We start from the raw sequence: 17,342 nt of genomic DNA on the forward strand, positions 1-17,342 counted from the left end.
ATGGCCGACCCATTTGGAATGGCTTACGTGGCGCCGGAGGCAGTTTGCACGAGAGTCGAACGGTACTTTGCTTGAAAATCGCGATACCGTTCCTCCAAGGCTTCTTTGTTTGGCATTTTGGACAAGGGATGTCGCAGCTCCTTTCCTTCTAGATTTTTATACTCCGAAGAAAGTAGAGCCGGTGCGAGCCGAACCCGTAGTCGGGCATCAACTGCGAGCAAGCCCAAATCAAATAAAGTATGAAGGTCTGCTCGTAGCAGCAGGCCATTTGTCACGCTGTAATTGGGTTTATTTGCATGTGGCCTGATATGGGCTGCTTCTAATAGTTCGACAATCTCGCAACCAGAGATTGCACATGATTGGCTATATGCTGCCAACAGGGCGTCTCTAAATTTCCTTTGTCCGCGTCGAATCTTTATTGCTCGCTGCTGCAGTTCGTCGGGTGGTCCCGTCTCTTCGCTTTCATGAGCAGTATCAATGGTAGAGCCTTTCGACCAGTCAAAATTTTTAGGTTTTCGTACGGCAAGGCCAGTTAGCAGCTTTTGAACATCGACGTCAAACGTTGTCGGTTTTACCTCGAATTCCTTTCGGTTGGATAAGCCAGGCTCAAAAACTACTACGACGCGATTAACTTGCGCTTTGACAATGATGTAGCCGCCGGTAGCTACGTCATTGAATCGGTACTCCGGCTTGTCGATATAACCTTGGTTAGCTCCAGTGTAATGATGCCGAAGCTTATTCAAAACAAGCTCAAACCGAGTCGCCGCTTCGGGATGTTCAGCCAGCCATTGGCGGGTAATGAGCTTGGAGTCGAGGTTTTCGCTGCGTGCATTATAGGTCATGCTGAAAGAGCTCCATTTTCCGTAATTGCAATATTGTAACTCTGGAGTGTATACCCAACTTCAGTTCCCGAACTGTTAATCCGCAGGTCCCTGGTTCGAGTCCAGGTCGGGGAGCCAGAATTCGGAAGGCCATGTTGAAAAACATGGCCTTTTTTGTTTTCCGGCGCCGTCAGCAGGGCTGGCCTGTGCGTGATCGCGTTTTGCGCTATCCTGAATGCATCACTTCAGGAGCCCCTTCCCATGACTTGTACCTCCGCCTTGCGCCACATCGTCCTGTGCGACTTCCTTGATGGCATCACGTCTGCCAAGCATGCCGAACTCGTCTACGAGTTCTCGCAGCTGAAACACCGCATTCCCGGCGTGCGGCAATTTGAATGGGGACCGAACGTCAGCCCGGAAGGCCTCGATGATGGCTTTACCGATTGCTTTACGCTGACCTTCGATGATGCCGCCGCGCGCGACGTGTACCTGACCCATCCGGCCCACCTGTCCTTTGTCGAACAGCTCAAGCCATGGCTGGGTCGCGTGCTGGTATTTGACTACTATCCGCAAGAGCATCCTGGCTGACCGCCGGGCAAGGTAAGGCAGGAAAAGACATCTTTTTCCGGGGAAATCTGGACATCACAAAATTTACCCTATAAAATGCGGCCTCTTTTCCCTGATAGCTCAGTTGGTAGAGCGACGGACTGTTAATCCGCAGGTCCCTGGTTCGAGTCCAGGTCGGGGAGCCAGACACTCTTATTATGAACCACTGAAATGCCGTGGTTCATAATCTTGGCAGGGTCATATTCTATTGTGACCCGCTCTGCCTCTATCGTAATTCCTTCCACAAAAGTTCCAAAAAACGTACGAACCGTTACCGGGTCGTCTGCGTCCAGCACCATGCCGCGAATTGCTTCTGTGGCCTGGGCGATATCGGCCTGATTGATGTCTAGCTCAGGATCGGTTTGCGCTTCCAGGGCAACGATGCTTTGCTCGAGCATTTCCACTTGCGCCTTGATCTCGCGCAGGCGCACGGTGATATCCGCCAGGTTGGGCGCATCCTGGCCGTGCAACTCCAGGATGCTGAATAAATTGCGGCGCCGCTTTTCCGCATCTCGAATTTGCGCCACGATGGCCTCGCGTTTTGCCTCGCGATCCTTCCACCAATCCCCAGTTGCTTTTTCAATTTCGGAAATGATGGCGGAGACCCGCGCTGGCGTCAGAATCTTGTTCAGGATCGTTTCTGCCAGGAAACCGTCGACCTCTGGTGCGCTCAGGCGCCGGCCAGCGCAGCTGCCGCTGCCGCGCTTGGCCTCGCCGCAACGATAGTAGAAATATTGCTTGCTGCGCCCCGTGGCGCTTTCGATGTGCATCGCAGCGCCGCAGTCGCCGCATTTCAGTAGTCCGGTAAAAAGATGGCTGCTTTTTGGGCTGCCGGCGCCCAGCACCGGCGCGCGGGAGCTGATCTGTTGCTGAATTCTCATGAAAATATCCTCTTCGATGATCGGTGGATGGCTTTTTGTCTTGATCCAATTGCTTTCAGGTTCTAGGCTTCGTTCGTTACGCTTCCGCCGGCCAAAAATCGTGTAGCCGGCATAAATTTCGTTCTTGAGCATGCTGATCACAGACGACTTGACCCAGCGCTGGCCACGGTGAGACTGGCCGCTATTGTTCAAGGCAACAGCTATGGCCAGGGCGCCCATGCCGGTAGCGCACATGGCAAACATATCGCGAACCACCGCCGCCTCGACTTCCAGGATGACGATGCGCTTGCGCTGGCCTTCCGCCTGCGTCTGGTAACCAAACGGCACACGGCCGCCATTGAAGTACCCCTGCTCAGCGTTCTGGATCATTGAGCGCTTCGTGTCCTTGCTGATTCTCCTGCTGGTGCTCTCATCCATTACCTCGAGCAGCGCCTCGACAAACCACCCCTCGTCAGTCTTGCTATCGATCGACATCGATGCATACACCACGTCGGTGCCGTGCTTGCGTAGCTCGCGCTTGTACAGCGCCGCATCGATCCGATTGCGGGCGAAGCGGGCTGTGTCCCAGGCGATGAAGTAGTCCGGCCTGTTTTTTTCGCAGTAGGCAATCGCCTCCTGGAAGTCGGCCCGCTTGTCCGACCGACCAGACAGCCCTGCGTCAGTGAATATGGCCACCACAACGGCGCCCAGGGCCTTTGCCTTGCCTTGGGCGTGCTGCAACTGGCTTTCCACTGGAAGTTCTTTGCGTGCCTGCTGGACCGAGCTGACACGCAGATAAATGATGGCGGTCTTTTTGGTCATCGCGTGATCTTAGCCTTTTGTGTGAGTCGACGGATGTGAACTAGCGAGATGGATTCACATAGCTGGGTGGCAACACGTTTTTGAATTTCCTTCGGCTCGATTCCTTGGGCCGCAAGCGTTTCGACAAAGCGATTTTTTTGAAATCGCAGGTAGTTCGAATAAGTGCGCAGGGTGGGCGCCATGCTGTTGCCGCCGCTCCTGTTGGACGCCGGGATGCTGTTTCGGTTCGCATCCAGAATCCGCCACATGCCGAGGAAGGCATCGAAGCCCAAGTAGTCGGCGACCTGCAGCCAGTAATCCGCCAGGCCCATCTGCGCCAGCTCGGCCAGGCGCGGATCGGCGCCGGACGTTTTTTTTACCCCCAAGTCAATTTCAAAAACATTGCATACATCTGGGTACCGTCCCCTTACAACTGGAGTGCGGTCAGATCGACGCCGACCCCCCACCCCCAGGGGGGCAGGGAGAACCCCTGGCAGGCCCAGCTGCACCATCACTGCAATATCACCCCCTGAGCTTCGCATTTCGTGGGCTGTGGGGGCATCTGATGCCTGTGGTGTGGGTGTCTGACCTTCGCTTTCTGACAGACCACGAAGGTCGCCAGGGGGAGGGGATGGGGAAACTGTTGTGTGGCTCATATGTGTTTTAGGTCGATATTTGTTGCAGTTGTACAACATTCGGGATCCTCTCCCTCGCGCCGCTGGAAGCCGCATGTAGCCTAGTGGTGGTTTAAAAGCCCCCTGTCTGCATGCCGTCTCTTCCTTGCGTTGTATCCGGCGTTCGTTTGTCGAGGTCCGCCTGGCGCGCCTGTCAAAAAAAAATAGGATTCGGGTTACTTGGTTTTTTTCAGCTTGGAAATCAGGTCACCGACTGGGGTCCGGATCTTGGCCAGCGGGTTGCTGCGATCGTTCTCGGCCATCTTTTTCCTCATCGCCAAGTGGGTGTAGATCGCGGTCGATTTCGGGTCGGCATGCCCCATCAGCTCCTGGCGCACCAGCAGGTCGACGTCGGACTCCAGCAGCTCGGTACCGTACAGGTGGCGCAGCGCATGCGGGTGCAGCTGCTTGGCCGGAATGCCCGCCGCCTTTCCATGCTTGCGCACGATCTCCCATATCGCCTTGGGCGCCAAGCGACGGCGCTCACCAGTGTATTCATGTGCCGGCACCATCATGTTGTTGGTGCTGATGAACAGCACCTGGTCGCCGTCTGGCAGCGTGCGGTCGACCGTGGCCAGGAATTCGTGCTCCAGGTACAGCCTCAGCACCATGTCGACCTCGCGCGGCACCGGCATTGACCGTTCCTTGTTTCCCTTTTCGATTACGTGCAGGGTGAAGCGGGTGTCTCCCTTGTAATCCTGCTGGACCAGGCTCGATGTGTTCAGCGCGGCCACGCCATCACGGCGTAGCCCACAGCCCAGCAGCAGGGAGAGGATGGCCGAGTCGCGCACGCCAGTGAAGGTCGAAAAGTCAGGCGCCCACATAATCGCTTCGGCGCTTGTCAGCGTCATCATCGCCGGCAGCTTGCGGCCAGTCTGGGGATACGTCAGGCCGGCCGCAGGATCGCTGTCGATCTGTTTCGTCGCCCGCAGCCATTTGTAGAATTCGCGGACCGCGGCAATGTACGGCCGGCGGCTGACGTTGTTGACTCCCTGTTTGTGCAGCCACAGGCCGCCAAACAGATTCGTGTCATCGACGGTGGCCAGCAGTAAATCGCGGCCGCCCAAGAAACCAGAGAACCGCGTCAGCGCGGCGGTGTAAGCCTCGGCCGTTCGCTTCGATCGGCCAGCATTGTGGGTTTTCCATTCCACAAATTTGACGATCAGCGGATCGACTTTACTGCAAATTTCCGACATTTATTGCTCCTAATGCATCAAATACTCGCTCGGCCAGGTGGGCATAGGCAAAACAAGCTGTGGACCTATGGAAGGGTATCTAACGATCCCTAAGTCATTGATTTAAATAAATATTATTGTCCATGAATATCCACAAGTTATGCTGCTTTCCAGCAATAAGTTCATGGACTGTTTTTTGTGCACCGGACTTTTCTATGGAATTCCCCGTGCGACCTGTGGATACATTCATGATGGTTTTCTTCGATCCGTCCCCTTCTTTCTTCTTTCTAATCAATTATTTAGAGAGAGATATATATAGAAAGAGGAGCGATTTGATCAAATTTCGATAATCTGGAATAAAGCATCGATATTCTGGAAAAGTCGCCCCTACCTGTGGACGGCACCTTCTCTAAAATCAATGACTTAGCAAGTTATCCACCGCAATCCACGGTTTTTTTGCGCTGCCTGTGCCATCCTTTATAGATTTTGCCTATTAGGCCCCCGCTCCTTCATCGTTTGGCCGTTCCCCCGGGCCGGGCTTCTTTGCAGGGGGGGCAGGGGGGGCGGCGAACGGGCAGGGCTGTCGGGCGCTGTATTGTTTAATTTGTGCGCCTGCGGCGCAGGGGATAAAACCCAGCTGGGGAAGGCAAGGGCCAGGGCAATTACGCCGAGCAGATGCCGCTCACGACGCGTTCCCCTGCACAAAGGTGTTCTTGTCCTGCGACGGCGTGGCGTGCAAGCCGAATGTGCGCAGCTTCTCGAGCGGAATCACTTGCAGGTTGCTGACGCGCTTGAATCCGATGGTCCGCTCGCAATCACCTGTGATAACGCCGGCGTTCAACATCTGTTTCTTGAAGACACGATCGCTCTTGACCGGCAGCCCGTTCCATTTCTCGCGCAGGTGGTTGCTCGAGGAAATATGATCCATGATGTGGCTGGTGCGCACCAGCAGCGCTGGCGTGGCGGTGTCGTCCCAGGTGTAGGGGTAGGTGAAGCGGCCAGCCGCGATTTCCGACAGGGCAGTTTCCATAATCCAGACCCATGGTTCGCGGTCGGCACTGGTTTCGCTGATATGGCTGTTCATTTCCGCGAACAGATCGGCCTTGAAGCCGCCCTGGTCCTCATTGATACCGGCGTACTCGCACAGGTACAGCCAGGCCAGGTAGACGGCGGCGTAGTTGCCGCTCATGCGTAGGGCGCCGTCGTCCTCGCCGCTGGCCATGGATGCGCGCAGGCACATCGCGCGCACCTCGCGGTAGCGCGCCAGCACCTCGTTGCGCGACAGCCGTGTCAGGAATTCGAGCCAGCCGCGCACGGGGAAGCGCGGGAGGTCATCGGGCATCATCGGTCCCTTCTTGCCTGTCAGGTCCGTGCGGATGATCTTGCCCAGCAGCGACCGCACCGGCACGTCCTCGCCGGCCAGCAGCACCGGCGCGCACAGCAGGTACTCCGTCATTTCGGTGCCGCGGCGTGTCACCGTGTACTGGTAATTCTCTTGCAGCATGCCCACGGCCTTGTCGATCACCTCCTGGCGGCGCGCCGACAGCTCTTCCCAGCCGACAGGGTGTGAGGTGTGGCTAATCGACGTCAGCAGGCGAAATTCCGTCTGCAGCGACTGGCCAGAGAACATCGTCATGCCGATCGCGCGCTCGAGGCGCTTGACGAAGGTGGATTTACCGCTGCCCTTGTCGGATTGGATCATCATGTGCGGCCAGAAGCCCAGGAGCGCCTTCAGGTGACCACCAAGCGACCAGGCCAGTGGCAACATGGCTGCGTTGCTCTTAAACGTGCTCTGGAACGCCGTAATGACCGCGCGCGCGTCGCGGGTGGTGCCGGTCGGGAAGCTCATGTTCCAGTAAGGGCACTGTTTTTCCGGCTCGGTGAAATAGCAGTCGGCGCCTTCGTTGACCACTAGCTGGCCTTCACGGTAAGCCAGGCCGACAAAATTGGCCGCATGGCGTGCGCCCAGGTCGGCCGTGCGCTCGAGGATGTTGATCATGCGCGAGAACGCGCCAGGGATCCACACCGGTCCGAATTTCTTCCAGCCGTCCAGGTTGTGCAGCTGCTCGTCCATCATCACCTTGCGCTGCAGCGCGGCGCCGTGCCGCGGCGTCTGGACCGTCACGGCGAAGTAAACTGCCGGCATATTGTCCGGGTCGCCCGTCATGGTGGCCGTGGCGCTGGCCACCGACACGCGCGACAGTGAGGCCACGCGGAAGCCGGCCAGGTCGGAAAATACCGGCATTTCGATCTTGCCACCTTCACCTTGGCCATCGTCCTGCTCTTCCATCTTGCCGATGTAGTTCGTGAAGTCTGGCCGCACGCGAAATTTCCAGTATTGCTGGAAGTCGTGGGCGGGGAGATAGATGCGCTTCTTGCCCTTGGTGCCGGAATCGCCAGGAAGGCCCGGGATCAGCCAGTTTTCAAACACATCCACAGCCTTTCGCAGTTTTGGACCACCCCAGGCCAGGAGGTAGTCGTTGCAGTCGTTGATGGTTTTCATGTCGATGTCTTCCCACTTTGACTGGTCGACCAGCATCGTGCCAATGTTCAGGGCCGTCAGGCGCTCGACCAGTTTCCATGCTGCTTCTGGCCCTTGGCGGTGGCCGGCCAGCTTATGTTCGTCGGGAAAGGGCATGTCGTTGTCCAGGCACAGCACGACGTGCTTGCCGCGCAGGAAGGACCAGTCGACCAGGTCGACGTTGCCCAGACCACGCAGGACGAGCACGCAGGCAAAGGCGTCGGCCGTATGGATAGACAAGGCATTGATGGCCGACTCGACCACGATCACCTTGGTGGCCGTTTTCAGGCGGCGCCAGTCCATGCACCACAGCACACCATCCTTTTCGCCTTGAGACTGTGTTTTCACATCGCCATTCAATGCGGGATCCAGATAGCGCAGGTCGACGCCGCGCACGGCCGAGGTCAGGCGATCGCGCACGATGAAGGCTACGGCCGGGCCGCCGTGACCGACCTCGCCCTCGGCAATCCTGTTCGAGGTGTAGCTATTGAAGCCGATCGTTTTGGCGCGGATGCCTGCATCGATCACCTCGTCGCTGATGCCGCGGCCTTTCAGGTATTCACGGGCGCGCTGCGCTTCGGCCATGCACTTGTCGGCGATATACTCGGCGCGTGATTTTTCCGGACGCGGCTCGTCCGGCGCCGCCGGCTTGTCGAATGGGATGCCATATTCCTCGTGCAGCCAGCGCATGGCGTCCGCCAGCTCGGCGAAGCCCTTCACGTACATAACCAGGTCGACGCAGCTGCCTTTGGCAAACTGGGTGCCCTCGGCGCTGTAGTCACGGAAGAACTTACCCGCGAGATCGATGCCGATAGATGGCGATTTGTCATCGTGGAACGGAGAGTGGTAATTCGCGTTGCCGCCGCCCTTGCCCCGCTTCATGCCCAGCCGTTCGGCCAGGTCGTGCAAATCGATACGATTCTTCAGTTCTGCAATGTCAGCCATTTAATTCTCTTCTTTGAAACAGGTTTCTATTGGGCGTGGTGGTACGCTCCGGACACAGGTGACGCAGCGGCCGTACTGGCTCAGCTGGCGTGAGGTGCTGGCTTTGCCGCAGGCACAGCGCTTGCGGACAAGCGAATATTCAGGGCCCTTGTTGTTGGCCAGGTGCTGGCGTTCGGTGCGGGCGAGGTCGTACATCATGCAGTCCCCGCAATCTCGCGCTCATGCGCGAAGTTGGCGAGGATTAGCGCCTTTGCCATGGGCGGGCAGACCGAATTACCGCACATGCGCACCTGGGCGCTCTTCGTCAGTTTCAGGCCCTGTGCCGGATCGTCCCCGATGATGTAATCGTCAGGGAAGCCCTGGGCCCGGAATAGCTCACGCGGCTGTAGCATGCGCAGGCCGATATCCACGATCTGATAGTCCTGGCCGTGAATCGTCACCAGACCGAAGCGGTCGCGGCTCGTGACGGTGGCCAGGGGCCCGTCGATCTCCGGTGCCTGGTCCGTGCCGTAGTAGCTCAGCAAGAAGGCGCGCACCTCGGCGTGGTGCTGGCCGCCAGCGCTGACCGTGCCCAGCGGCTCGTCGGTGCCGGCCGCCGTGCTGGTGCCGCGCAGCTTGATCATGTTGCTGGTGACCAACGCCGACTTTCCTCCACCGCCGGCCGTGACGGTGCCGAGCGGCGCATGGATGGCGTGGCCGACGCTTGCGCCCATATCACGCTGGATATGCGCTGACACCATGCTGAAGTGGCCGCCCTTGACCTGAGCGCATATCGTGCGCAGCGGCTCGTCGGCCGACATCACGCGCTGGTTGCTTGCATTGGCGTGCTCGGTCAAGAACGCCGTCACCAGGCTGTGGTGGTCGCATGCTGTGACCGTGCCGATAGGGTCGGCCAGGTCGGAGCCCACGACCCCCGTGTAATGCTTGGCCAGGAATGCCGTGGCCACGGCCTTGTTGCCGCTGGCCGTTACGGTGCCCAGCGGCGCCTCGACGTCGTGCGCACCAGTGCCCCAGCGCTTGACGCCGCCGGGTGACACTTCGCCGTGGGCGGCATCGATCAGCACAGCGGAAACCAGTGCCTGGTTGCCGGCAGCAGTGATGGTCGGCACCGGCATGTCGGCGCCCGCGCCAGGATGGCCGGTTGTGTTGGTCATAACGAATGGCGCAAGCTCAGCCTCGACCAGTGCATGCTTTGCAGCCGCGCCCACCACCGTGCCCAGTGGCTTCTCGATATCCAGCGCCCGCGGCGCCTGGCCCTCGCGCTCCCCGTAGCCCACCTGCACCAGCGTGGCCACGCCCAGCGCCTTCTCGCCGCGGTGCGCGCCGGTGATGGTGCGGAACGGTTCTCCGATGGATTCGGTGCGGTCGCCGCCCTGGTGCGTGACCGGGACGATGGTCGGCGCGCAGAAATAGCTGTCGTTGCGCGCCAGCAGCGTGCCGAACGGGCGCGCAGTCGGGCGCGGCTCGCCGGCACGGGCCGGTCCGCCGGCGCCGACGATGAACGGATCGGCCGCGTCGACCACGTAGCGCATGATGCCCTTGGCGATGCGGCGCAGCGTCGCCGGCGCCAGCGGCCGATCCCGTTCGAAGATCGACGGGCAAGGCAGACTGAAATCGATGCACTCGGCTGCCGTTCTGTACGGCCGCAGCTTGCCGGCGCGCACGCCGATGCTGTCCGGCGCGCCATGGGTCGGCTCTGGCCACTTGATTGGGATGCCGTCGCGGCGCGCCACCAGGAAGAAGCGTTTGCGGATCGTGGGCGTATCGTGGTCGCATCCGCGCATTTCGCGGTAGTCGACGGTATAGCCGTGCGCGCGCAGCTGGCGGATGAACGAATCGAACGTCTTGCCCTTCTTGGCCGGGTCCGGCAGCCAGACTTCCTTGCCTCCGACCATGACCATCTTCAATGGGCCCCACGTCTTGAATTCCTCGACGTTCTCCAACATGATCACGCGCGGCTTGCACTTGGCGGTCCAGCGCAGCGTCACCCAGGCCAGGCCACGGATGCGCTTTTCGACGGGCTTGCCGCCCTTGGCCTTGCTGAAATGCTTGCAATCCGGCGACAGCCAGACCAGGCCCACAGGGCGGTTGTTCGTGACCTTGATCGGGTCGACGTCCCACACGCTCTCGCACAGATGCGTGGTGTGCGGGTGGTTCGCCGCGTGCATGGCCAGCGCTTCGGGATCGTGGTTGATGGCGATATCGACCGGGCGGCCGAATGCTTGCTCCAGGCCGGTGCTGGTCCCGCCGCCGCCGGCGAAGTTGTCGATGATCAGCTCGTTGCCCAAGTCCAATGCCAGGGAGAATAAATCTCGCTTCATGGGCGTACCTCTGGAGCAGGGCGTCGTACCACCGTCACCGGCCTTGGCGAAGGAAGTGGACGAGGTAGCGCAACTTGACCAATGTATGCCTCCTTGGCTTCGAGGGCGAACTGCTGCCGCGCCCGTTCGGTGATCGTGTACGTGATGCGGTTGACTGTAGCGTGGCCACCAAGCAGCTCTTCAAACAGGTTGCGCACGCGGTGCGCCACATCAGTGTCATCCAAATCGATGCCAGCTCGTTCGCACAGCTGGTACATCGTCCCTGGGCCATTCAGCAGCTCCTTGAGAAGGGTATAGGCACGCGACGGGTTGCGGGGGAGGGAGGTGCGCATCATAAAATACCTTCCAGGAAGTCAGGTGTGAAAGCCAGGCGCACGCCGGCGGCGCCGATGAATACGCGGCTCGATGCGCCGCCCTGGGCCATTTGAATTCGTGCGTGGCGCCAATCGGTATCCGTCAGCGCCACGGCCGCCTCGGTGTCCGATCCCACGAACGTTTCCACCACCACCTGGGCGAAGAGGGCATGCGGCGATGTGCGGTGAATGGTGTCGGCGCAGGTGACCAGGGTGACCAGTGACAGCGGCGTGGCCGAGGCGTAGTCGGCAGCCAGGATCTCGGTGGCCTCAAGCCAAGGAACCGGACACAGGTCGCAGATCGGGACCAGGCGGCCGGCGGTGGCATTGACGGGCACCATCAGCGTCATACCGTGGCGTGCGGCCACCAGGTGGTCATAGGCGCGGAAGAGAAATTCTTGTGCCGGCCGATTGAAACGCAGCACGATGTCCGCAGTGCGGCGTGTATTGAAATTGTGCAAGGTGGTAGTGTTCACGCTACCTCCAAAGCATCGTCCGTGGTTTCGAAGTACAAGAAAAAATCAACGTCTTGGCTGCGAACAAGCGCCTTCCATAATTTTCTTTCTGGGAAGGGAGAAAATTCTTCCTCTGTTTCCCCAATCTCGAAGCCAGCTTGAATCAATTTCAACATGACGGGGACATGGTCGCCTTTGATAGATGCCATGAGGATTACCGTTTCCTTGTGCACCGATACACATAACAATAAGTCCTGCTGAAACGGCAACATAGCCTGGCCAAAAATATCGATCTCCTCGGCATGCTTGGTGGCGATTTTGACCTCGGCAGCACATTTTTGTATTAAGTCTTCGACAAAGATGGCGTGTGAGATGCTTGGAGTATTAGGCTTTTTCATGTTCAGCTCCGTTGTTCAAAATTGGTGCGCAATGCCGTCAGCGTGACGCGGCGGCCCTTTGGTGCATCGGTGGTACTCAATGCCTGCTCTACGTCCTCCCGCACCACGCCGGTGTAGACGCCGGTGCTGGAAATGTTGCGGTGGCCAAGAGCGGCCTTGGCCACGCCGCGCGGATCCTGTGCGGCGCTCTGGCGCATGATGTTCATCGCCCGGGTATGGCGCAGCCAATGCGGAGAAGCGTCGCTTGGAAGGCCTGCCAGCGCCGCCCAGTGCTTGAATCGCAACTGGAAGGAGCGCACGGACATAGGGGCGCAGGTCTTGTGCTGGCGGCTGACGACCAGGGCGCCGTCGACGTCTGCATCTTTCTCGCCCGTGATCTCAAAGCGGATCTGGATCAGGCTGGCTAGAGCGGCGCGCAGCTGTACGGTGACAAAAACGCTGTGGTCGTGCTGGCGGCCCTTGCGGTGTTCCTTGGGCACGAACAGGTATTTGCTTTGCAGGGCGGCAGCGGCGCAACCCAGGGTGATGCGGCTGAATTCTTCAATGCGCAACCCGGACAGCATCAGGGCATTGATCCAGGCCGCATCGCGGCGGGCCAGCAAATTTGCGGGTTCAGAGACTGTTCTCAGCAGCAATTGCTGCTCTACAGGCGTGAGGTATCGGCGGAGCATATTTTTCCTGTCGGTAAAAATTTATGGATATGGTTTGGCGCCGGCGGCGCCGGCGGCGCCGGGATCAGTCGAACTGCGGAGGATCTATGCTTGCCAGCAAAATCAGGAAGGCGAACACGACTACGACAGCGATGACCCAGTCGATAAGGCGTTTATTCGGCATCAGCGGCCTCCTCGTTTAAGGATTGCGGCGCGGGCCGCGTTTTTCAGAGTCAATGCGATCGACGGTACCGCCATCGCCCGATCGAACGGCATCGCAGCTTTGTTCTGTACGCATCGTTCGTAAGCGGCTGCGATATCCTGCTGGCTCGGTTCCGGCCGCGTGCTGGACAGGGCCAGCGTCGACTGCCTCGAGTTGTTTCTGTCCCAGGCCATTGCGTTCTCCCGTTGTGAACAGTTTTTTTTGAATGATTTTGGCGAACAGGCGCACAAACTCGGCTTCAAAATTCCCGATCGATGCTCCTGCCGGTACGTTGTCGACCACTTGCAGGATGCCGATGCGGCGCAGGGCAGGTGGAATGGCGGGCCCGAGGATGGGGTTAGGCCTTGTCATCGACCATCCCCTGAATACGGCCGACCGCTTCGAGAATGGTGCTGATGTACTCCAGGCCGCGCTGGTGAATCTTCAAGTGCTCAGTCTTGCTGAACTTGCCGTCCTCCAGTGCTTCCTTCAACTCGCCATGGAATACGCCGTTGGCAATGGAAATATTGGCTACCATTTCGAGCAGGGCAGCGTCTGATATGAGCTCGACTGGCGGGAGAGGAACGAAGACGCCGCCAAGGGTGTAGGCCATCGCCTCGACCAATCGGGTGTCTTTCGCAATGATCTGCACCAGCACTGCGTCGGCCAGCGTCGGCTTGTGGGCGCTGCTCTCGTTCAAGTTGGCCTTGTTGTACAGCGAACCGGTGGGCATGCCCAAGGCGGCTGCCATCTTGCTGACGTCGAAGTCGTGCACGACAGCACGAAATGCTTCGTGGACGTCACGGAGTGGTTTTTTGGTCTGCATGGTGTGAAATTCCGCTCAAAATTGTCAAAACAAAATCTTGCCGGAATGGTTACACTGTGCTTGTCACGTAGTGTGCTGTCCGGCAGGACAGTAGAAGTAGGGCCTGTTGACCGTTGGCGCGGTCGGCGGGCCTTTTTTAGTTCTGCTTTTTTGCGGCCTCGGCGGCCATGTGCCGCTCGACGCCCTCGCGGATCAGATCGAGCGCCAGACCTGCCCTGGTGTGGTTCTTCTTTTCGACAAGCTTGTCAAAATTTGCCAGGAGTTCGGCACAGCCCCGGCCGAACGTCACCATGACTTGATGGGATTTTTTGGTTTGAGAGAGCATTTTTACGCCTGCTATACTGGAGGATTAATTACTAAGAAAATGCTTAGTTATTGCCATGTAAGTGCTAGTTACTGGCTATCCATTTTTATATGGATTACTTAGCGTTTTCTTAGCCCGTGACGCAATTATCATCCATGTATTTATGGATTGCAACTCCTTTATCCATATTTTTATGCAAAAATTCGCCTCGATTACTGAGAGACTCCATTTTCTTATGGATGGGCGCGACAAATATCCCTGGGGGCAGGCCATTGGGCTGGGGAAGGGAACAATCGACGGAATGACCCGCGGGGGATCCACACCAGGTGGTGAAACGCTGAGCGCCATCTCCCGCTATGAGAATGCACGGGTCGACTGGATACTTGATGGCCGCGGCACACCGTATAACATCACCTGCGTCACGAGTGACGAGGATGGCGCCGAGCTGCTCGACGACTACTTTAACGAGAACCCGAACTGGAATCCCACCGTCTTGACTGATGGGAAGCGTATCGCCGTGGTACTTGATGTACCTGCCGTCTACTATGTGAAAGACGGTAAAGATGATGATGGGGCGCCACTCTTCCGGGAGATTCGGTATTTTGCGATGGAGGTCATAGTTGGCGCCATTGGCGCTCTTGCCGTCGCGATGACCAAGGGGCATTCACTTCCCGACAGAATGGCACTTGTCCGCGCGAGCCCGGAAATCATGAAATTGGTTACCCGTGGCGGTGTCGGTACCTGGCGCATGCTGCAGGCCCCTGATGCAATCATCCGCGACGAGGAATATATCGGCGCCAACGACCCCTTCCTTGCTCAGTTCAACCAGCAGGAGGCGTTTCCTACATCACCGGACGAAGCGATTCTGCTCGATCACTACCGCGCGATGGCGCCAAACGACCGGAGTGCGGTCAATCAAATCGTTACTACGATGGCGCAATACGGGGAATCTGCAGCTGTGAATAAAGATGTCGCGCCACCTAAGACGCGAGCTAGATCCTCGTAATCTGTTTTTATACATTTACGTATGAATAATTTATCACCGCCGAAGCAATTTAAAATCCCCGGATATTTTAGGCAAGTAGCATTTTACGATTTACTTGCTGACGCTGTTTTTCAAAATAGATATGCAAGCGAGGCGTCAGATAATTACGCGCAAAGCCGATTCGCTAGAGCTTCAATATTGGCTTCCTCTCTATGTGTTGAGTGCGTGGCTAACTGTTTGTTTGAGTCTTTAAATCCGTCAAAAAATAAACAGGCTGAGTTCGGTAGACTTCCCATAATTTTTAAATATTCAACATATTTCCATGCCAAGAATGTAAAAGGTTTTGACAAGGACCGCGTTGAAGTTCTTCGGATTGACGATCTAGCTAGAGCTAGGAACGATCACGTTCATCCGAAAACACAGTCATTGCCAGTCACGATGTCGACCCCCGAAGATGGCGGCGCTGATTGGATTTTGCCAATGACACTAGATTGTGATTTATGGAAAAGCCTCCTCATACCCAAGCGTTCAATGCTCTGGTCGGGTGAGAATTCTTTAACGGTGTTGAAGGCGATAGCGGAATTTTTTAAATATATTTTTGTGTCGCTTCATGATTTTACAAATGAGGAACTGCAAGCTATTTTTATGCCACGGATAGAGGCGGCAAATATGATAATGCCTGTATTGTTTGACGAGATTCGTGCCGAACTGGAAAGTATTGACAGCGAAGGAGTCGATTTCTCGTATTTTGGCTTATTTCCTGAGCCAGCTAAGGTTTAATAAACTTTAGGAACTTCATCCCATGCGGTGGCGCCTACGGCGCCATTTCGTTACCTCGCAGGAATGCCTGGCACGCGCGGCCTGTTGCCGCCACCTCTTCCGTCTGCAGGATCAAGGCTTGAATATCTCGCGCCACCGCGTCAGGAAGTAACCCGCCGGCGGGATCGGCTGCAGGGCCGCCTGCGGCGCCGTCGGCGTTGGCCGGGGCGGCAGGTCCTGGACTTGCACAGAAGGCTGGACGGCGCATGCGCTCAGCAACAAGCTGATCACGCACATGGGTAATTTCTTCATCGTAGGCTTTCGTGATGGCCAGCGCGGTGGCGGCCTGTTGGTTGGCTTTCGCCAGGTTCTCGGCGGCGCGTCGCGCCACCGCTTCGGTTTCCGCTGCCGCGCGGGTCTTTTTATCGGTATTCCACAGCGCCTGTACGGCTGCGCTGCCCTGCTCGACTCCATGCACGTGGATGAATACGGCGCCGATTGTGCTGGCCACCAGCAGCGCCACGACGAGATACAGCCATCCGGGCAGCTTGGCCAGGGCGCTCATACAATCCCCTCCACGTAGCTGACGCCGCCGCCTGCGAATTTGGCCGTCAGCACCTGGCGCCGGGGCGCGCCGGCCGACAGCGCGATGTGCACCCACGTGCCCTCGTAGATCAGCTGATCGAAGACAATGCCGCTCTGCCGGATCAGCAGGGCCAGCGCCTTGGGCGCCAGCTTGTTGGTGCTGATGTCGGCGGCCAGGCCCTGCACGTGGGCGCTGCTGGCCGCGCCGCCCACTGCCCTGTTGAGCGCCGGAGACCTGTAGCCGCTGGAAACGGTGATCGGAGCACCCACCAGCGCGCGCACCTGCTCCAGCAGCGCGGCCAGGCGCGTGAGGTTGGCGACGATGGCGGGCGCCGGCGTGTTGTCGATGCCCTTGCGGGTGGCCACCTGCGAAGCGACCAACTCGATCAGGCTGAAATGTTCGGTCAAATTCATGGTGTAGCCCTCCTATTTTGAATAAACCAGCCGACCATGACCACGCCGGTCATGCCCACATTCAGCAGCACCTCGCCCGGCGGCGGCTGCGTGTAGCCGTATAGCGGGCCCGTCACAACGGCAATGGCGCCCACGCCCAGCAGCACGTAGAACAGGCGGTACAGATGATTGCTGCGGCGGTGCATGCGGTTGAGCACGCACAGGGCATGGGCCAGCAGGATGATCCCGGCCAGCCAGTTCAGGGCAAGCATGGCATTCATGGTGCACCTCCGCGTTTTTTGAGCCAGCCCAGGCCGAGCGGCACGATGGTTTGCGCCGAGACGCCGGCGGCGAAGGCGCAGAACCAGCGTACGGCGTCGGCCGATTTCGCAGTCCAGGGGAAATATTCCAGCGCGCCAGCATGCGCGATGGGGCCAACGTAGCCGGCCACCAAGGCGCTGGTGATGACGGAGGCGACCATTTTCAGGCGGCCGGTTGGCTCGACCATCGACAGTGCGACCAGGCCGCCAGCCAGGCCGACCAGGAGCACGTCGTATTCCAGCCCTAGAATCGAGCCGGTCAGGGTCACGGTGCCGAGGGCGAGGGCGCCCCCGGCGGCAGTAATTGTTGCGGGTTCAGTCATGAATTGCTTTCATCTGTTGAAAATGGATCTTCCCGCCGCAGCGGGCTTGTGGTGGAACTTGAGAT

21 protein-coding genes and 1 tRNA gene are annotated in these 17,342 nt (G+C 58.3%); 4 read left to right on the forward strand and 18 right to left on the reverse strand.

Annotation, left to right across the window (positions count from 1 at the left end):
* Nucleotides 1-23: 23 nt before the first annotated feature.
* Nucleotides 24-842, reverse strand: coding sequence for an HNH endonuclease (locus tag ACP7DW_RS23540; protein WP_426056898.1), 819 nt, complete (start codon nucleotides 840-842; stop codon nucleotides 24-26).
* Between the two features lie 240 nt (nucleotides 843-1,082).
* Between ACP7DW_RS23540 and ACP7DW_RS23545 the strand changes: the two genes are divergently transcribed.
* Both ACP7DW_RS23545 and ACP7DW_RS23550 read left to right on the forward strand, forming a co-directional pair.
* Nucleotides 1,083-1,409, forward strand: a complete 327-nt coding sequence (locus tag ACP7DW_RS23545; RefSeq protein ID WP_426056897.1) for a Dabb family protein — start codon at nucleotides 1,083-1,085, stop codon at nucleotides 1,407-1,409.
* Nucleotides 1,410-1,497: 88 nt separating this feature from the next.
* Nucleotides 1,498-1,573, forward strand: a tRNA-Asn gene (locus ACP7DW_RS23550).
* Here the strand turns inward: ACP7DW_RS23550 and ACP7DW_RS23555 are convergent.
* From ACP7DW_RS23555 to ACP7DW_RS23615, 13 genes are all read right to left on the reverse strand, one after another.
* A complete protein-coding gene (locus ACP7DW_RS23555; RefSeq protein WP_426085237.1) occupies nucleotides 1,532-3,109 on the reverse strand; it encodes a recombinase family protein in 1,578 nt (525 codons plus the stop codon). The genes ACP7DW_RS23550 and ACP7DW_RS23555 overlap by 42 nt on opposite strands.
* Nucleotides 3,106-3,474 carry a hypothetical protein gene (locus ACP7DW_RS23560; RefSeq protein ID WP_426056894.1) on the reverse strand — a complete coding sequence of 123 codons (369 nt, stop codon included), beginning with the start codon at nucleotides 3,472-3,474 and terminating at the stop codon, nucleotides 3,106-3,108. Before ACP7DW_RS23560 ends, ACP7DW_RS23555 begins: the two co-directional genes overlap by 4 nt.
* Nucleotides 3,475-3,938: 464 nt before the next feature.
* The gene (locus tag ACP7DW_RS23565; RefSeq protein WP_426056893.1) at nucleotides 3,939-4,958 is read right to left on the reverse strand and encodes a tyrosine-type recombinase/integrase; all 1,020 of its coding nucleotides are present in this window, start codon (nucleotides 4,956-4,958) and stop codon (nucleotides 3,939-3,941) included.
* Nucleotides 4,959-5,619: 661 nt separating this feature from the next.
* Nucleotides 5,620-8,403: a toprim domain-containing protein gene (locus ACP7DW_RS23570; protein ID WP_426056892.1), complete on the reverse strand. Its 2,784-nt coding sequence runs from the start codon at nucleotides 8,401-8,403 to the stop codon at nucleotides 5,620-5,622.
* Nucleotides 8,404-8,601, reverse strand: coding sequence for a hypothetical protein (locus ACP7DW_RS23575; protein ID WP_426056891.1), 198 nt, complete (start codon nucleotides 8,599-8,601; stop codon nucleotides 8,404-8,406).
* The gene (locus ACP7DW_RS23580) at nucleotides 8,598-10,724 is read right to left on the reverse strand and encodes a DNA cytosine methyltransferase (protein WP_426056890.1); all 2,127 of its coding nucleotides are present in this window, start codon (nucleotides 10,722-10,724) and stop codon (nucleotides 8,598-8,600) included. Before ACP7DW_RS23580 ends, ACP7DW_RS23575 begins: the two co-directional genes overlap by 4 nt.
* Complete coding sequence (locus tag ACP7DW_RS23585) at nucleotides 10,721-11,059, reverse strand: hypothetical protein (protein ID WP_426056889.1); 339 nt, start codon at nucleotides 11,057-11,059, stop codon at nucleotides 10,721-10,723. The genes ACP7DW_RS23580 and ACP7DW_RS23585 overlap by 4 nt, the downstream gene beginning before the upstream one ends.
* Nucleotides 11,056-11,553: a hypothetical protein gene (locus ACP7DW_RS23590; RefSeq protein WP_426056888.1), complete on the reverse strand. Its 498-nt coding sequence runs from the start codon at nucleotides 11,551-11,553 to the stop codon at nucleotides 11,056-11,058. Before ACP7DW_RS23590 ends, ACP7DW_RS23585 begins: the two co-directional genes overlap by 4 nt.
* Nucleotides 11,550-11,930: a hypothetical protein gene (locus tag ACP7DW_RS23595; RefSeq protein WP_426056887.1), complete on the reverse strand. Its 381-nt coding sequence runs from the start codon at nucleotides 11,928-11,930 to the stop codon at nucleotides 11,550-11,552. Before ACP7DW_RS23595 ends, ACP7DW_RS23590 begins: the two co-directional genes overlap by 4 nt.
* Nucleotides 11,931-11,932: 2 nt before the next feature.
* Entirely contained in the window at nucleotides 11,933-12,601 is a 669-nt protein-coding gene (locus tag ACP7DW_RS23600) for a tyrosine-type recombinase/integrase (RefSeq protein WP_426056886.1), read from the reverse strand.
* A 178-nt stretch (nucleotides 12,602-12,779) separates the two neighbouring features.
* A complete protein-coding gene (locus tag ACP7DW_RS23605) occupies nucleotides 12,780-13,154 on the reverse strand; it encodes a hypothetical protein (RefSeq protein ID WP_426056885.1) in 375 nt (124 codons plus the stop codon).
* Complete coding sequence (locus ACP7DW_RS23610; protein ID WP_426056884.1) at nucleotides 13,141-13,608, reverse strand: phage regulatory CII family protein; 468 nt, start codon at nucleotides 13,606-13,608, stop codon at nucleotides 13,141-13,143. The genes ACP7DW_RS23605 and ACP7DW_RS23610 overlap by 14 nt, the downstream gene beginning before the upstream one ends.
* A gap of 136 nt (nucleotides 13,609-13,744) precedes the next feature.
* On the reverse strand, nucleotides 13,745-13,933 hold the full coding sequence (locus ACP7DW_RS23615; protein ID WP_426056883.1) for a hypothetical protein: 189 nt from the start codon (nucleotides 13,931-13,933) through the stop codon (nucleotides 13,745-13,747).
* Between the two features lie 172 nt (nucleotides 13,934-14,105).
* Between ACP7DW_RS23615 and ACP7DW_RS23620 the strand changes: the two genes are divergently transcribed.
* Both ACP7DW_RS23620 and ACP7DW_RS23625 read left to right on the forward strand, forming a co-directional pair.
* On the forward strand, nucleotides 14,106-14,918 hold the full coding sequence (locus tag ACP7DW_RS23620) for a hypothetical protein (RefSeq protein ID WP_426085236.1): 813 nt from the start codon (nucleotides 14,106-14,108) through the stop codon (nucleotides 14,916-14,918).
* A 21-nt stretch (nucleotides 14,919-14,939) separates the two neighbouring features.
* Entirely contained in the window at nucleotides 14,940-15,677 is a 738-nt protein-coding gene (locus ACP7DW_RS23625) for a hypothetical protein (protein WP_426056881.1), read from the forward strand.
* 34 nt (nucleotides 15,678-15,711) lie between these two features.
* Here ACP7DW_RS23625 and ACP7DW_RS23630 read toward each other — a convergent pair whose 3' ends face one another.
* The 4 genes from ACP7DW_RS23630 to ACP7DW_RS23645 are packed head-to-tail and all read right to left on the reverse strand — an operon-like array spanning nucleotide 15,712 to nucleotide 17,277.
* Entirely contained in the window at nucleotides 15,712-16,221 is a 510-nt protein-coding gene (locus ACP7DW_RS23630) for a hypothetical protein (protein ID WP_426056880.1), read from the reverse strand.
* Entirely contained in the window at nucleotides 16,218-16,655 is a 438-nt protein-coding gene (locus ACP7DW_RS23635) for a D-Ala-D-Ala carboxypeptidase family metallohydrolase (RefSeq protein WP_426056879.1), read from the reverse strand. The genes ACP7DW_RS23630 and ACP7DW_RS23635 overlap by 4 nt, the downstream gene beginning before the upstream one ends.
* The gene (locus tag ACP7DW_RS23640; RefSeq protein WP_426056878.1) at nucleotides 16,652-16,915 is read right to left on the reverse strand and encodes a hypothetical protein; all 264 of its coding nucleotides are present in this window, start codon (nucleotides 16,913-16,915) and stop codon (nucleotides 16,652-16,654) included. The genes ACP7DW_RS23635 and ACP7DW_RS23640 overlap by 4 nt, the downstream gene beginning before the upstream one ends.
* Nucleotides 16,912-17,277, reverse strand: a complete 366-nt coding sequence (locus ACP7DW_RS23645; protein WP_426056877.1) for a restriction endonuclease — start codon at nucleotides 17,275-17,277, stop codon at nucleotides 16,912-16,914. Before ACP7DW_RS23645 ends, ACP7DW_RS23640 begins: the two co-directional genes overlap by 4 nt.
* Nucleotides 17,278-17,342 lie beyond the last annotated feature (65 nt).

Origin of the sequence: Janthinobacterium sp. PSRC1-1, assembly GCF_049897525.1 — a bacterium.
Lineage (GTDB): Bacteria > Pseudomonadota > Gammaproteobacteria > Burkholderiales > Burkholderiaceae_D > Janthinobacterium > Janthinobacterium tructae.